Source organism: Pedobacter fastidiosus (genome assembly GCF_014306625.1).
Lineage (GTDB): Bacteria > Bacteroidota > Bacteroidia > Sphingobacteriales > Sphingobacteriaceae > Pedobacter > Pedobacter fastidiosus.
The window spans coordinates 1-15322 of sequence record NZ_JACRYL010000003.1 but is presented as its reverse complement, the minus strand read 5'-3'; the positions used below and the strand labels follow the sequence as shown (position 1 = coordinate 15322).

Below are 15322 nucleotides of genomic sequence, written 5' to 3'. Positions count from 1 at the left end.
AACCAGATTTTATGAAAAGACTTCAAAAATTATTCTATAAAAGTTGCTTCATAATATTTATGCTTTCTTATGCAAGTTTTTGCTCGGCACAAACCAAAGTGGACTTAACCATCGACAAAAAATTAAAAGAATGGAACACGCATTGTGATAAATTGAAGGGAATTCCGACAGGAATTGAAAATTATCCCGAACTTATAAAGGCTGCCAAAATTGGATTAAAAATTACCCCATCAAATAATTATTTCTATAAATCGGTTTTTAATTTTCATTTGGCAGGAGGATATGAATCTACTTATAAAATCGATAGCGCGATTCACTATTATGAAATATCTAAAAAGTATGCTGAAAAAGCCAAAAGTAATTCGAGAATAGTTTTCGCATTAAGGCGATTGGCAGGTTTGTACGATAATAAGCAAATGTCTGATTTAGGAAATGAAGCTCGGAATGAACTTATTGCAATTGCAAAAATTGATAAAGATGAAGAAATTCAAGTCGGAGCTAATATTGTGCTTGGCGAATATTATTTTAATGCCGGTATGTGGGAAAAGGCTTTGGAAAGCTATTTGGTGTATATTAAGTATTTGAAACTAGATTACGCTAGAACTAAAAATTCTGCTTCTCGATCTAACATTGGTGTTGGTTATTTGGCTATTGGTGAGATTTATCAAAACTTAAATCGTCCTTCTGAAAGTCTTTCCTATTTTAAAGAATCTACAGGTTATTTGGATAACTATCAGGAGGGATTGGAAACGGCTTATAAAGATTTAATTACCTCATATATCGCTTTAAAGAAGCTGGATTCTGGCTTATACTATTACGATAAGCTTCACAAATCAGTATCTAAAAGTAAAGATATTACCATTTTAATCGATGGACAAATAGAGTTAGGCAAGTATTATTTAGGTTTAAATAAATTGAACCAAGCCAGCAAATTCTTGTATGAAGCTGAAAAAAATGTCGATTTAAGCAAGGAGAAGGAAGATTTGTACAATGTTAAAATGGCATTGGGAGATTTAATGCTTAAGCAGGGGAAAAATGCACAGGCGATTGAATACTATAAAATTGCACTCCCTTTGGCATTGTACTTTAAAAATAAGGCTTCTATTGCTTCATTATATTACAATTTCGCACAAGCAGAACGAAATCTGAATCTTACAAATGATGCTTACAATCATGTTCTTCAATATGCTAAGTACACCGATTCATTGAAAACAGAATCCATTTCCAAAAATATAATAGAAATGGAAGCGCGTTTTCAAAACGGAATTAAACAACAACAAATTGGTGTTTTAAATAACGAAAATGCTATAAAAAATATCCAACTACAGCAAGAAAAGCGCACAAGATGGTTATTGATCGGCGTTTCTATACTTTCATTTCTAGCTTTAGTCTTGATTTATTTGAACGTTAGAAATAAGCAAAAGGCAAATTTGTTATTAAACCAAAAGAATAGTGAACTTGATTTTATTAACGCCAAGCTTAATGAATCGAACCAAACTAAAACAAAATTATTCAGCATTATTTCGCATGATTTGCGAAGTCCGGTGAGCCAACTATTTACTTTTTTAAAGTTACAACAACAAAATTCTGCATCAATTTCTGAAGATGAAAAGAAATTGCATCAGCAAGCTCTTATGAATTCTTCTACCAATCTTTTGGAAACCATGGAAGATTTATTGTTATGGTCTAAAAGTCAGATGGAAAATTTTGAGTTGGATATTTATGATGTAGACATCCAACAAGTTTTTGATCATGCTTCCAATGTTATGAGCAATCAAGCCGAGGCGAAACAATTGGAGATAAAAATTGAAAGATTTGAATTTGAATATTTGAAAACTGATGAAAATTTACTTACCATCATTTTGAGAAACCTAATGCAGAATGCAATAAATCACAGCTATTCTAACGGAGAAGTTTATCTTACTGCAGGCTTAGATCCTAATAATCAAAAATTTATATCCGTTATAAATGCTGGAGATGAAATTCCCCCATCGATAATTAAAGATTTAATGAACAATGTTAACGTTAAAAGTAAATCTTCGGGTTATGGTTTGCTTATTGTAAAAGAACTTGCTCAAAAATTAAATGCCGAATTGCATATTGAAAGTAATTCCAAAACAACTACCGCATCCGTTTTATTTCGCTAGTTTATTCCCTTCACCGATTTTACATAGCCATTCGTAGATTAGAAAACGAATCATCGTTTCATTAAGCTTAGGTTTAAATCATAAATTTTATTGTTATGATTACGAACCTAAAATCAACACAATTTTTACACGCTAGCTTAATCATATTTTTGCTGGCAACAATGTTTTCTTGTAATTCCGAATCGTCTAAAAAGAAAACGGACGAAGTAAAATCGCAAAATGCAGACGAATATTTTTCTGTTGAAATTAATGGGAAATTGTGGCAGGCTTTTCCTTCAAAAGAGTTTAAAGAATACAATTTAAGTTATAAAGAACTTGATAAACAGTTTTCCATTTTTGCTGAAGCTGAAGATGGATCGAGAATGGATTTATCTTTCCATTCAAAAAAGGGAATAGCGGTAGGCAGCTATCCCTCAACTAAAAATGATAATGGAACCCAAAGTGGGATATTTTATTTTCCGGAGGCCAAAAGCTCTGATAAAGAACTGGCAAGTACAACTTTTGATGTCCCTGTTCAAGAAAATGCAGTGCAAATTACAAAAGTAGATAAAAGTAATAAAGATGCTTACGTAATTGAAGGCACATTTAGCCCAATTATGTATGCCCTTTATGAAACCAATCCAGAAAGATCTACAAAATTTACAGGTGGGAAATTTCGAGTAATTTATCGCCCTTCTTCAATGGATCCCGCTTTTTAATCCTGTATTACCATGAAGAAGAAACAGATTACTTTAATGATTTTTGTTTTCGTTTTTATCCCATTTGGAGTGTGGTGTTTCTTTTTGAGGAAAGAGCCTATTTCAAAGGTTGGCTTTATTCAACAGGGAATAACGACTATAAATGGAAAAGCGGAAATAAAATTATATGATAGTCAGGCAATTGATGGCGATACTGTTGATTTTTATTTTGATGGGAAATTGATTTTTAAAAAACTTGGATTATCTGATACTGCTCGAGTTTATTATACAGGTAAATTATCGAAAGGAGAACATTGGATCGGAATTAAAGCGGTAACAGAAGGTTTCAATCCTCCAGCAACGCCTCACATTGGAATATGCGATGGAAAGAATACCATAGATTTTGATATTGAATCTTTTAGAGACTCTACATCTGGCTCGTGGATTTTAAACGTAAAATAACCTTTGAAAAATGAATAGATAATTAATGCCTCAACAATTAACGCTCTCTTTTTTATTGTTTAGCATTTGTTTTACTCAATGGAATATAATCCATGGGTACCATATCGGCCACTTTCTCGTAAGCCCAATATCCTTCAAAAAGTAAAGAACGGGAATCGTAAATGCCTCCATTTTCATAAAAACAAACCGGAGCCTGTAATAAATTAACAACAGAAATTTCGTTTTCCGGAACATCTAATGGTCTAAAAACCCAAAACCCCGATTTAGAATAAGCTAAAGATTCCTTTTCTTTTGTGTATTGGATGCAAAGCGCATCTGTATAATTTAGCCACTTTAAGTTTTGGTTGTAATTGTGCACCAATGTATCGGTTAGAATATCCGCTCTGCTAAATTTATCAATCGTTTTAGGCATATCTCTTTGTTTCGCCCAAAAATTGTAAAGCGCCGTATCAATTTTTCCGGCAGTTTTTCTTATACCTGTTTTCTCTGGTAAGGTCTTTATTTTTCTTAAATTTTCATTAATTACATATTCTGGATAACGGTTTGGATTTGGAATCTTAACCATTTTAGTAATGATGTACCCTTCTTCCTGGGCTTTATTTTGATATAAAGATTTAAAAAAGTGTTGCGATGATCCGTAATAGGCAATCTCTCTCGCTGCAATATATTTTTTCTTTTTGGCTGCGGTTGCTTTCAGTTCTTCAAAAAATGGATGACCAGAATAATAAATAATGTGCGTTCGAGAATTATATTCAAAATGATCGAGCATATATTTTAATCGGTAGCCTAAAGCCTTATTTTCCACCACTAAAAATTCAGTAGTCGTTACCGTTAATGTACTGTTTGTAACATCAAAATCTACATTTAAAACCTGTGGATTTAATATTTTGCACTGAAGCGCGTTTGGAGTTTTTCCAATAAAAAACTCTTTAAACTGATTGATGTATTTTTGACGATTTGGATCTGCACGAATTACAACTTCATCCAGTTGGGCAACATTCTCTTTTAACACCAAATCTACCTGAACAGATTGATCAGAAATGATTACACTTTTTGAATAGGGGAGATAGCCAATAATTTGAACCAACAAATCATAACTACCGGGTTTTAAGTTGCTAAGTCTAAATTTTCCATCATTATCTGCTACGGTAGCAATTTTATAACCACTTAAATAAATACTTGCACCAGGCAAACCGTCCTTTTTATCGCTTACAGTTCCAGTTATGGAGAAGGTATTTTGAGCAAATAGATTAGTACCCAAAATAAGGAACATAAGGGAGACTAACAGGCTTTTAATCATGGAGACGAATGTAGCCAAAGGCCTTAATATTTAGGAAAATGAAAAAAGAATTTTAACAATTTTAACATTCTCGGATACAATAATAACTAAGCTTTTACTTTGTTGGTGGCAAATAATCCATCGGAACGCTATCTGCAACTTTTTCCCAAGCCCAATAACCTTCGTAAAGCATTGATCTTGTGTTGTAAATGGAGCCATTTTTGTAAAAATAAACTGGCCTGATAGATAAATTTATTAACGAAACCTGATAATTGGGCATGTCTAATGGTCTCGAAATAGATTGACCAATTCTGTTCGCAAATGTTTCATGTTCTCTTTCCTTGGTATAGATAATGTAAAGAACATCGCTAAAATCGATACTTTTAATATTCTTATTAAACTGATGAACCAAGGTATCTGGTGAGATTTGGGTGCTATTTAGAATAGAAATTCCTTTGGGTAAATTTTTCTTACCATACCAATAACTTAAAGAGTCCTGTTCGTGAGAATTGATTCTTAATGTTCCGGTTAAGCTTATTTGAGCTTTACTCAAGCGCTTAATATTCGCCATGATTAAACTGTCTGATGGTCTTTCTGAATTCGGTTTTCTAATTAGTTTGTTGATTACAAATCCTTCTTCAAAAGAATTATTGTTGTAAAGCGAAGTAAAAAAATGTTGCGCCGATCCATTATAAGCTTCTAGCCTTTTTTGAGCCCATTTTTTCTTTTTGTTATTCGAACCCTCAAGATCTTCGTAGGTTGGATAGCCTTCGTAGTAAACAATTTTGGCGTTATAATCATACTGGAAATCATTAATTAAGTATTTTATTTTATATCCTAATGCTTTATTTTCGATAATTAAAAATTCATCTGTTTTAACATTTAGAGTACCTTCTTCTTTGTTATAATCTATTCTTAAAACCTGTGGATTAAGGATTTTGCAATGCGCTGCATTTGGAGTTGTTCCTATGAAATAACTTTTAAAAAATTCGATGTAATGTGCACGATCAGGATCTGGCTTTATGGTAACCTCTGCCAGCTGTGTAATGCTTTCTTCTAAAACAAAGTCTGCTTTTATGCTTTTATCCGCAATGACAATATTTTTATTAATGGCCTTAAATCCTATTAATTGCACCAAGATGTCATAATTCCCTGGTTTCAGGTTTAAAACATAAGCACCACTATTATTGGTAGCAGTAGCTATTTTATAACCACTTACATAAATCCCAGCACCAGGTAATGCTTCCCTTTTTTATCTCGTACGAAACCACTTAGGTTAAAAGCTTGTTGGGCAAAGGATTCAGTGCAGAAGGATAATAAAAAGAATAAGAAGGAAAGTTTTTTCATTACTCAAATATAAACTAATTTGTTAGTTTAATGTGTTTTGAAAAATTCCCATAACTATCCTAACAATTCTTTTGCATTCTCAATTGCAGAAGCTCCTGGATTTTTACCGCTCAACATTTCTGCTATCGCACCAATTCTTTCTTCTTGTTTAAGTTTACGGATTCCAGTAGTCGTTTTACCACCATCCTCATTTTTATATACAAAGTAGTGCGATTCTCCTTTAGCGGCAATTTGCGGAAGATGTGTAATGGAAAGTACCTGCATATTTTCGCCTAATTGGGCAATAACTTCACCAACCTTTAGAGCCGTCTCACCAGAAATCCCAGTATCAATTTCATCAAAAATTATAGTTGGTAGAGAGGTATGTTTTGCTAGTAAAGCTTTAATCGCAAGCATTAATCTAGATAATTCTCCTCCAGATGCTACTTTATTTACCGGAGCAGGAGCTTGGCCAGCATTTGCTGTGAAAAGTAAGTTGATTTCATCAAGTCCATCTTTGGCCAGATCTGCTAAAGTTTGCTGAGCTAGAATCAACTTCGCACTTGGCATCCCGACCTTTTTTAAAGTATTGCTGGTTTGTTCTTCAACAACTTTAATCGCCTTTTTACGATTTAAACTTAATTCACTCGCTTTTTTATGCAATTCAACTTTAAGTTGCGCTATTTCTTTTGTGAGTTGCTCAATATTTTCATCTGAAGAAAGAAGCTGATTCAAGTTGTTTTGTAGCTGCTGTTGCAAGGCTAGTAATTCTGTATTGTTTGCAACGCGATGTTTTTGTTGTAAAGAATATAATGAGTCCAATCGCTGATTAATTATGTCTAACCGCTCGGCGCTGTGTAAAGTATCAGCCTCTAAACCCGAAGTTTCATCAGCAATATCTTTAATTTCGATTATTGATGAGCGTAATCTTTCATATAAAATATTAATGGATGGATCAAATTTTTCTATACTTTGCAACTGAATTTGTGCCTCTTTCAATAACTGCAGGGCAGATGGTTCAATCTCTGATAATAAACCTGTTGTAGTTAGCAAGGCTCGCTTTATGCTTTCGGCATGTGTTAAGCGTTCTAATTCCTGTTCTAATTCTTCTTGTTCGTGCTCCTTTAAATTTGCTTGCTCTAACTCATTAAAAAGAAATTGCTCATAATCTTGCTTGCTTCTTGCTTCGTCTGCATCATTAACCAGCTTTTTTAATCGATTACTTTCTTGTCTGAGCTTTTTAAAACCATTCCGATAATCAAAAAGAAGTGCCTTGTGGTTTGCAAGTGAGTCGACAATCAGTAACTGAAAATCGGCATCGTTAATTTCCTGTGTAGCATGTTGAGAATGAATATCAATCAACTTTTCTCCAATTTGTTTTAGTATGGAAAGATTTACAGGCGTATCGTTTATGAATGAACGCGATTTACCATCAATAGAAATTTCTCGGCGGAGTGTGCTTTCATTAAAAAAATCAACATCATGTTCCTCAAAAAGTTCTTTTAGGTTTTCATCTGCCAATACAAAAGAACCTTCGATAACACATTTTTTATCCTGGTTAAAAAAGTATTTGCTTTCTGCCCTCTGACCCAAAATTAAGGATAGCGCACCCAATATGATGGATTTTCCAGCACCAGTTTCACCAGTAATAATATTTAAGCCCTTATCAAATTCGATATCGAGACTATCTATTAAAGCGTAATTACGTATTGAAAGTTTTTGTAGCATAGAGACTACGAAAATAAACATTTAACCTCGTAGGTTGGAATAAGAAAAGAGGTTTTTTCAAACAAAAAACGGCGAAGATAATTCTTCGCCGTTTCCAATATAGTTTGTCTGGTTGTTTATTACTGTTCTGATCTTTCAGGTCTTTCTGGCTTTTCAGATTTTTCTTTTTTCTCGATCTTTTCTTTCAACTCTTTCACTTCCTTATCAAATCTTTCTTTGATTTTTTTGTATTCATCAGATTCTCTTACCTTTTTCGAAGTCTTATCTTGCATAAATAAAACAGGTCCATCAGAATCATATGTAAAACCACGGAACTTAGCTAAAGAATCTAGATTGGTTCTTGATAATCCTGAAATTCTTCTGGCATCCATTCCTTTTGCTCTCATTTTTAAACCATCTAATTGCGCTCTAAATTCGGGACTGTTTATCGAAACTATCATTTCTTCGCCCATTTTTTTCCATTTTGCTTGCGCTTCTGGTGAACCAAATTCTTTAGCCATAGTTTCACTCATTTTTTTCCATTTGGCTTGCTCTTCTGGAGAATTCATCTTTTTAGCCATATCTTCACCCATTTTTTTCCATTTAGCTTGTGCTTCTGGCGAGTTGTATTGTTTTGCTATATCATCTCCAAATTTTTTCCATTTGGCTTGCGCTTCTGGAGAACTGTATTCTTTAGCAACATCATCTCCAAATTTTTTCCATTTAAGTTGCGCCTCAGGTGAATTAAATTCACGGTATATTTTTGCCTGGAATAAAGAATCTCTAAATTTAAATGCAGTATCCGAGTTCAGTCTGTAAATGCGATTGCCCTGAAAAACTTGATCATTGTAAAAATCTTTTCTAAGGCTATCTGGCATATCTTTAACAGAGTTATATTCTGTCTTGTTGCCATTCGCATCGATAGTTACAATCTTAATTTTACGTTTTTTGGTTGTATCCAAATAAATAATTGGTTTGTTATCCGCAATTGAAATAGATAGAATTTTCTTTTCTTTAACAATTTGTTTTGTGGCTTTTTTCTTTTCCGCTGGATTAATCCACGCGATAGAAAATAAGCAGGCAACCCCTAATGTTAAGGCAGCCATTTGCTGTTTGGCATTTAAATAATTAGTTTTCATATTGGTTATTCTTTTAATACGTTGATATAAATTTTGGGTTTTGCCTGTTGCAGCCAAAGCATAAGCAGGACTATTTTTATCCTTTAATAATTCTAATTTAAGTAGGGCGTGAGCATAATTCAACGGCTTTCCCGTAAATTTTAAAACCAGATCATCACAAGCATGCTCCCGCTCAATATGGATAAATCTACCTGCCATCCAAACAAATGGATTAAAGAAAAGTAAAGTTTCAATAGCAGTTTTAATGAGGTTTAACAAGAAGTCATTTCTGCGGATATGAGAAAGTTCGTGTATCAAAATCGCCTCAACTTGGTCTTCATCTAACTGATTGACTAACGCTAATGGGAATAAAACCACCGGCTTTAAGTAGCCAATAACCAAAGGCACATTTACAATAGATGAAAGATGAAACTTTATACTTTTATTGATTTTTAAATGATTTGTAACCTGATCGAAGATATCTTTCCAACTGTTTGGAATAGCGCTTAAGCTTTCTTTTTTAAACTTAGATAATTGGCCATAACCTTTGGCGATAATGAAAAGCTGTAATATAATCCCTATAATATAAAAAGCCACAACTATTGGGAAGTACTGTTCTGCCTTGCTGCTAAAGCTTTGAGGCAGGTTATTGAAATACTGATAAGCTTGAATATTTTGGATATTTGTTGTTGCTAACGCTTTGCCAGCACCTTGTTGTAATTGATTGATAAAATTGTAAACAAAACAAAGAGACATGAGTACAATAGAACCAAAAGCTAAATTGTGCTTGTATTTGGCTGCTAGTTTAGGCAAACTGAATAATACAATAAATAAAACGCCATAAATAATTGCGCTTTGCCATAGAGAATTTAAAATGCTCCAGCCGAATGCTTTAATAAATTGTTGAACTAAAGTTTCCATAATGATGATTTTTTCTGATCGAAAATTTTAATTGTTTAATTAGGGATCCAAAACCCTACACTTATCAACGCTGCGCCTCTTACTTAAGGCTATCTAAATACTTTTTTATCTCATCAATTTCATCCGCACTCGCACTATGGTTTCCTAAAGCTTGCATCACCAACCTTGCTGCTGATCCGTTAAAAACATTGTCGATCATTTTGTTTACCAACTGTTTTTCCGTTCTATCTTGATTCACAATTGCTTTATAAATATGTGTTTTCTGATTCGTATCTCTTTCTACCATTCCTTTTTCATGCATAATCTGCATTAATTTTAGTGTGGTAGTATAACCAGAATCCTTTTTATTTAAAGTCTCATGAACTTCTCTTACCGTAGCGATGCCCTTTTGCCAAAGCACCTGTAAAATTTCCATTTCGCCTTCGGTTGGTTTGATGTTGCTACTAGTCATATTGTTACAGTTGTACGAATTATTTCGTATTCAAATGTACGAAGATATTCGTATAATCAAAATGTTTTAACAAATTTTTAACTACAAGACAGTAAATAAAATTAAATGTTGCATCCAATAATGGAAAGGGTGGGCGAAAAAGAAGTGTTTTCTTACAGGCTTAGCCACTTAAACCTGAATGGAGCGGATACCGGCCAGTGCCTAAGGCTTGCAGGCGTATGAGCAAAATGCAGGACTAACTTTAATTGAAATGCCAGACTGCTTTTCCAGAAATGTAAATTATTGCTAATTGATAAGAGTCTATAAATTATGTTTTCAATTAACCAATAATACAATTGATCAGTAAACCTTTAATTTATTTCTTCAATCCTTCATACTTACCAATGTTAGCAGGGTCGATTTCAGCTAGCATGTTATAAGCTTTCATACGCTGTTGGCCATTTAGTTTTGAAAGTACATTGGTAATTTCTTCTGCTTTGGATGCGAAGTAAACATTTGGAAAAATGGAGCCCAATTTCTGCTTATCCATTTGCTGTAATGCAGGGAGAGCTGAAACGATTTGACCTAATCCTTTATCGTTATCCGTTAACTGATCTAATCCACTTAAGTGATAACTGTAAATAAAGGAGCGTAATTCGCCGAAAACGGGATTGAGTACATTTTCATTAAACCAAAAACGATTGCGTAAACCATCGGCAGCTTTCCAGCCTGTATTGCCAGATGCTTGTGCCAAGTTTATAATATTCTGTGCTTTTTTATAGTATGGTGTACCGCCCATTTTACTGAAACTGTCCTTATCTAAACCAATAATTGTATAGGCATAATAGGATAGGAGGGCACTAATATTGGAAATGTAATTCTGATCTGAAAAATCTATAGTAGAACCGTCGTTGTAACTAAAATCAAAGTTTTTATCACTCATGTTTAGCAACGTGCTGTTGTAAGAACTATTAAAAACCGGTCTGCTGCTTTGAATTTGAGCCTCAGCCGTGTAACCTGAGCCACCATCCCAAGAGTTTATAGTGATCACAAAATTGCAATCTATTCTTTCCTGCGATTTATAGCTTTCGTTGCTAAACTTATTGTTATTTAAAAACTCACGAATTGTTTTTTGTAGTGCCTCTAGAGTCGGCTTGCTAATGTTAGATACCTGTGGTGCCAAAAGCTGAACTCGAGCATTTAATTCTTGAGCATGCAGTTTGCCTAAACCGACCAATAGAAGCAAAAAAACAATTCTTTTTATCATTTTATAATTTTTAAAATAGCATTGCAAATGTCTTTCGCAACTTCATTTTTTGATTTAACCTCGAAAACTGTACGTTCCAATGCCTTGTTAAAAATAGTAATTTTATTTGTATCTAATTTAAAACCCGCACCTTTATCGTTTAAAGAATTAAGCACAACCAAATCTAAGTTTTTCTTTTCGAGCTTTCCCTTAGCGTAATTTTCTTCATCGTTGGTTTCTAATGCAAAACCGACCAAAATTTGATGTGGCTTTTTTTTTTTGCCCAGAGTGGCTAAAATATCTACAGTTTTTTCTAGCTCTAAATTAAAATCGCTATCCTGCTTCTTAATTTTTTGATCTGATACAGTTTTTGGTCGATAGTCTGCCACTGCAGCACACATTACCGTAATATCAGTTTGCTCAAAAATTGCGGTGCAAGCATCAAACATATTTTGGGCACTTACAACATCAATTCTTTTTAAAACTTCAGTAGCTTTTTGACTCGTTGGACCAGCAATTAAAGTTACATCAGCACCCAATTTAGCCAACTCATCAGCCAAGGCAAAACCCATTTTACCTGATGAATGATTGCCGATAAAACGAACTGGATCGATTGCTTCATAAGTTGGTCCTGCTGTTACCAAAACTTTTTTGCCAAATAATGGCATTGATTTTAGGAGTGCATCTTCAAGAAAGGAAACAATTTCCTCTGGCTCCTCCATTCTGCCGGCACCATGCAAACCACTAGCCAATTCACCGTTGCCAGGTTCAATTACCGTATTACCAAAGCTGGTTATCTTCTGAATATTATTTTGAGTAGTTTCATGTTTCCACATGTCTAAATCCATTGCAGGAGCAACATAAACTGGGCATTTTGCAGAAAGATAAACCGCAGTAAGCAAATTATCGCAAATTCCAGTAGCAAATTTAGCCAAAGTATTAGCGCTAATGGGTGCTACAATAATTAAATCAGCCCATAGGCCTAATTCAACATGATTGCTCCAAACACCAGTTTCTTCATCGAAGTATTGTGTGTAAACAGGATTTTTAGAAAGCGTAGCTAGCGTAAGTGGTGTAATGAAATTAGCACCATCAGGGGTAAGAATAACCTTAACGTTTGCACCAGCTTTAACTAAGAGTCTAACCAAAAAAGCCGACTTATAAGCTGCGATACTACCGCAAACGCCAAGGATAATTTTTTTATTATTTAGCATGGAGTACATGGCCTAAATGCATAGAGCAAGAGCGAATGCATAAAAACGCCATGCCCTAAACGCCATGCGCTTTGCAATTACTTTTGTTCTTTAGATGGATTTCTGTGATAAATTTTTTCGTTCAAAAATTCATCAATAGCAACTAAAACAGGTTTAGGCATACGTTCGTAGTGCTTACTGATTTCAATTTGCTCACGGTTTTCAAAAATCTCTTCTAAGTTATCATTGCTTGATGCAAATTCTGCCAATTTACCGTGCAATTCCTCTTTCATGTTATTAGAAATCTGGTTTGCTCTTTTAGCAATCACAACTAAAGATTCATATAGGTTATCTGTAGTTCTGTCTAAATCGTGTACATTTCTGGTAATCGTAGTATTCGGTACAGCAGGTTTGTTAGTATTCATGTATTACTTGTTTTTAATATCCGTTTTATTAACTGTAGTGTCTTTTAGCTTTCCAGTTCTAATTAACATTTCTTTATATTTTGCCTGTTCAACAGCAAAGTCTGCCAATTCTTGTTTTGCAACAATTAAACCAGCATCAATATCTTGCTTAACTTGTTTTGCATCTTTACTAAACTTACTATCAGGATGATTTTCTGTAAACTCATTATATAAAGATGTAGCCTCATTATAACGATCTTCCTGGCGAATTACATAGCTATTTTTAGCATATAAATACTGAGACTTAATCATTAGAAAATCCATTTCCTCAGCATATTTAATATCCGGAAAATCTCTCTGTGCATTTTTCAAAGCAATAACTGCAGCTCTGTAATTATCCACATTACTTGGTCCGGTAGTTAAATACATCTTAGCATTTTCAAAAGCTTTATCCTCAAGCTTACCTCTTAAATCAGCAATATATTTACTTGCAGCTGCTGCTCTATCGCTTGTTGGGTATAAATTCACAAACAATTGTAAAGCATCAATTGCCTTATAAGTGTTTTCTTGATCTAATGAAAACGTAGGCGATTCTAAATAAAAACAATAGGCACCCATATAACGAGCTTCCTCAGCATTTTTACTCGCTGGATAGGTATCTGCAAAGCTTTTAAACTGGTATCTAGCTGTTGTATAATCACTTAATCTATAAAGTGTGTAAGCATAATAATAATTCAAATCTTCAGCTTCCGCACGCCCACGATACTTCTGAGATAAATCTTCAAAAAGCACCAATGCTTTGCTATAATCCCTTTTATTATACAAACGAAGCGCCTCTTGGTACTTTTTAGCAACGTCATTACTAGCCCTCAATTTCTCGAAACGACTTTTACAACCCGCCATGCCCAATGCGGCAACAAATACTAAAATAATTAAGTGTTTAACTTTAAACATTCTGCAAAGATAAATAATAATACGATAACATCAATAAAAACAATTGGCCACTAAGCTATGCAAAGCAATTCAGTCCAATATAACCGTTAACAATTTTTAACATTATTCTGCATAATAAAGGCAGCACAAGGTCCATTTAATTTAATTTTTAGAAAAGCAGAGCCTGTACTACTATATAAGGATAGCCCCGCCCTCATTACAAAGCCGCTCACGAGAAAATCGGGATGCGTGTTTTTCATTAGGGTCGGGTTTATTTTACTTCAAACAGTTTTTCAAAACTATTGGTCGCGTATCTTATATTTATTAATTTAGCTCAATCATCCCAGATAAACTAATCATTATTAATCAAGCCATAATTATGAAAAAAATGGGAATTCTTGTAGCAGTACTATTTGTACTTGCTTCTTGCAACTTAAAACAAGCAAAAGAAAAAAGTGATGGAACATTAAAATATGATTCGCCAGAATTCTCCGATAAGTTTAATTCATACATATCAGTAACCAATTATTACAGCACATCAGATAAGGGAAGCAGTTGGGATGGAACATTAACAAAGTTTTACGATCAGCTCGGTACTCCAGATAAAAAGAATGTACAAAAGGAAGATGTCTACTTTGGTAATTTTATGTGGGGAATAGACCAGTCTGTTAAAGTCGCAGTTGCAAATGCCGAAAAGGCTCCAAACCTTGGCAGTGCTGATACAAATCTTATCGCGTTTTCAAAAGAAATCATCAGCGCCAGTTCTATTCTTCAGCAATTAGAAAGTTATTATAAAGGCAAAAGCTATTTAGATGATAAATATGCAAAAGCAAACCAATTATACAGTAATTTTATAAATGAACAGGCCAAAGTAGACTCCTTATGTATAGTACTCAGAAAAAGTATGGCTGGTATAAAAGAAAACCGTGACAACTATTTCGTTGAGCTTAATAAAAAGGAAGGTAGATTAGTTAGGTATCATATGCTTTTAAGTATGCGTTATGCAAAGGCGACCTTCGCACAAATTGGAAGTAAGGAACTTGGCCCTGAATTTAAATCCAATTACGATAAACTAGCGCTTTCTGTAGATGAATTAAATAAGCGCTCTGCAGATGATAGTGCTTTAGAGAAATCCAATATTACACTTAAATCAACTTTTGGAAACTATTTAGGCTATTTAACTTCTATTAAAGGAAATTTTAGAATGCTAATGGATGTCAAAGATGAAGCTAAGCGTGAAGAAACACTTAAAAAGATAGACAGTGATTTTGCTGAAATGATTGATGACTATAATAGGATATAGCAGTTTTATTCGTCAATTCAGTTTAATGCTCTCATTTTAATTATTGGGTGTAACCCACATTTAATTTTAAAGTAGGCAGAATCAACATCTAAATACCTTCTATCAATAGTTTCTTAAAATTTTTCTAATTGATATCCATGCGGTTACGGTTTTTGCGTGGAATTATTGTGGCTGGT

At 33.9% G+C, this 15322-nt stretch carries 12 protein-coding genes and 1 pseudogene; 4 read left to right on the top strand and 9 right to left on the bottom strand.

Annotation, left to right across the window (positions count from 1 at the left end; genetic code table 11):
- Nucleotides 1-11: 11 nt before the first annotated feature.
- The 3 genes from H7U22_RS03745 to H7U22_RS03735 all read left to right on the top strand — a co-directional run bounded on the left by H7U22_RS03745 (nt 12) and on the right by H7U22_RS03735 (nt 3286).
- Nucleotides 12-2147, top strand: a complete 2136-nt coding sequence (locus H7U22_RS03745; protein WP_187070008.1) for a tetratricopeptide repeat-containing sensor histidine kinase — start codon at nt 12-14, stop codon at nt 2145-2147.
- A 95-nt stretch (nt 2148-2242) separates the two neighbouring features.
- Nucleotides 2243-2845 (top strand): hypothetical protein, encoded by a 603-nt coding sequence (locus H7U22_RS03740; protein ID WP_187070007.1) that lies wholly within the window; start codon nt 2243-2245, stop codon nt 2843-2845.
- A gap of 12 nt (nt 2846-2857) precedes the next feature.
- On the top strand, nt 2858-3286 hold the full coding sequence (locus H7U22_RS03735; RefSeq protein WP_187070006.1) for a hypothetical protein: 429 nt from the start codon (nt 2858-2860) through the stop codon (nt 3284-3286).
- A 52-nt stretch (nt 3287-3338) separates the two neighbouring features.
- Here H7U22_RS03735 and H7U22_RS03730 read toward each other — a convergent pair whose 3' ends face one another.
- From H7U22_RS03730 to H7U22_RS03690, 9 genes and pseudogenes are all read right to left on the bottom strand, one after another.
- On the bottom strand, nt 3339-4547 hold the full coding sequence (locus tag H7U22_RS03730) for a carboxypeptidase-like regulatory domain-containing protein (protein ID WP_248284676.1): 1209 nt from the start codon (nt 4545-4547) through the stop codon (nt 3339-3341).
- A gap of 133 nt (nt 4548-4680) precedes the next feature.
- Nucleotides 4681-5802: pseudogene (locus tag H7U22_RS03725) on the bottom strand (carboxypeptidase-like regulatory domain-containing protein); the annotation flags it as partial.
- 164 nt (nt 5803-5966) lie between these two features.
- Nucleotides 5967-7619 (bottom strand): DNA repair protein RecN, encoded by a 1653-nt coding sequence (recN, locus tag H7U22_RS03720; RefSeq protein ID WP_187070004.1) that lies wholly within the window; start codon nt 7617-7619, stop codon nt 5967-5969.
- 119 nt (nt 7620-7738) lie between these two features.
- The gene (locus H7U22_RS03715; RefSeq protein ID WP_187070003.1) at nt 7739-9637 is read right to left on the bottom strand and encodes a M56 family metallopeptidase; all 1899 of its coding nucleotides are present in this window, start codon (nt 9635-9637) and stop codon (nt 7739-7741) included.
- Nucleotides 9638-9716: 79 nt separating this feature from the next.
- On the bottom strand, nt 9717-10088 hold the full coding sequence (locus H7U22_RS03710; RefSeq protein ID WP_187070002.1) for a BlaI/MecI/CopY family transcriptional regulator: 372 nt from the start codon (nt 10086-10088) through the stop codon (nt 9717-9719).
- A gap of 355 nt (nt 10089-10443) precedes the next feature.
- The gene (gene porD, locus H7U22_RS03705; RefSeq protein ID WP_187070001.1) at nt 10444-11334 is read right to left on the bottom strand and encodes a type IX secretion system protein PorD; all 891 of its coding nucleotides are present in this window, start codon (nt 11332-11334) and stop codon (nt 10444-10446) included.
- Nucleotides 11331-12527 carry a bifunctional phosphopantothenoylcysteine decarboxylase/phosphopantothenate--cysteine ligase CoaBC gene (gene coaBC, locus H7U22_RS03700; RefSeq protein WP_187070000.1) on the bottom strand — a complete coding sequence of 399 codons (1197 nt, stop codon included), beginning with the start codon at nt 12525-12527 and terminating at the stop codon, nt 11331-11333. The genes porD and coaBC overlap by 4 nt, the downstream gene beginning before the upstream one ends.
- A 77-nt stretch (nt 12528-12604) precedes the next feature.
- Nucleotides 12605-12931: a DNA-directed RNA polymerase subunit omega gene (locus H7U22_RS03695; RefSeq protein ID WP_187069999.1), complete on the bottom strand. Its 327-nt coding sequence runs from the start codon at nt 12929-12931 to the stop codon at nt 12605-12607.
- Between the two features lie 3 nt (nt 12932-12934).
- Entirely contained in the window at nt 12935-13864 is a 930-nt protein-coding gene (locus tag H7U22_RS03690) for an outer membrane protein assembly factor BamD (RefSeq protein ID WP_187069998.1), read from the bottom strand.
- A 358-nt stretch (nt 13865-14222) separates the two neighbouring features.
- Here H7U22_RS03690 and H7U22_RS03685 point away from each other — a divergent pair, with 358 nt between their 5' ends.
- Nucleotides 14223-15146 carry a DUF3829 domain-containing protein gene (locus H7U22_RS03685; RefSeq protein ID WP_187069997.1) on the top strand — a complete coding sequence of 308 codons (924 nt, stop codon included), beginning with the start codon at nt 14223-14225 and terminating at the stop codon, nt 15144-15146.
- The last annotated feature ends 176 nt before the right edge of the window (nt 15147-15322 follow it).

What these genes read in the sequence shown, in the direction of transcription:
- H7U22_RS03745 (WP_187070008.1), top strand. Translation starts at nt 12, where the DNA reads ATGAAAAGACTTCAAAAATTATTCTATAAAAGTTGCTTCATAATATTT.
- H7U22_RS03740 (WP_187070007.1), top strand. Translation starts at nt 2,243, where the DNA reads ATGATTACGAACCTAAAATCAACACAATTTTTACACGCTAGCTTAATC.
- H7U22_RS03735 (WP_187070006.1), top strand. Translation starts at nt 2,858, where the DNA reads ATGAAGAAGAAACAGATTACTTTAATGATTTTTGTTTTCGTTTTTATC.
- recN (WP_187070004.1), bottom strand. Translation starts at nt 7,619, where the DNA reads ATGCTACAAAAACTTTCAATACGTAATTACGCTTTAATAGATAGTCTC.
- H7U22_RS03715 (WP_187070003.1), bottom strand. Translation starts at nt 9,637, where the DNA reads ATGGAAACTTTAGTTCAACAATTTATTAAAGCATTCGGCTGGAGCATT.
- H7U22_RS03710 (WP_187070002.1), bottom strand. Translation starts at nt 10,088, where the DNA reads ATGACTAGTAGCAACATCAAACCAACCGAAGGCGAAATGGAAATTTTA.
- porD (WP_187070001.1), bottom strand. Translation starts at nt 11,334, where the DNA reads ATGATAAAAAGAATTGTTTTTTTGCTTCTATTGGTCGGTTTAGGCAAA.
- coaBC (WP_187070000.1), bottom strand. Translation starts at nt 12,527, where the DNA reads ATGCTAAATAATAAAAAAATTATCCTTGGCGTTTGCGGTAGTATCGCA.
- H7U22_RS03695 (WP_187069999.1), bottom strand. Translation starts at nt 12,931, where the DNA reads ATGAATACTAACAAACCTGCTGTACCGAATACTACGATTACCAGAAAT.
- H7U22_RS03690 (WP_187069998.1), bottom strand. Translation starts at nt 13,864, where the DNA reads ATGTTTAAAGTTAAACACTTAATTATTTTAGTATTTGTTGCCGCATTG.
- H7U22_RS03685 (WP_187069997.1), top strand. Translation starts at nt 14,223, where the DNA reads ATGAAAAAAATGGGAATTCTTGTAGCAGTACTATTTGTACTTGCTTCT.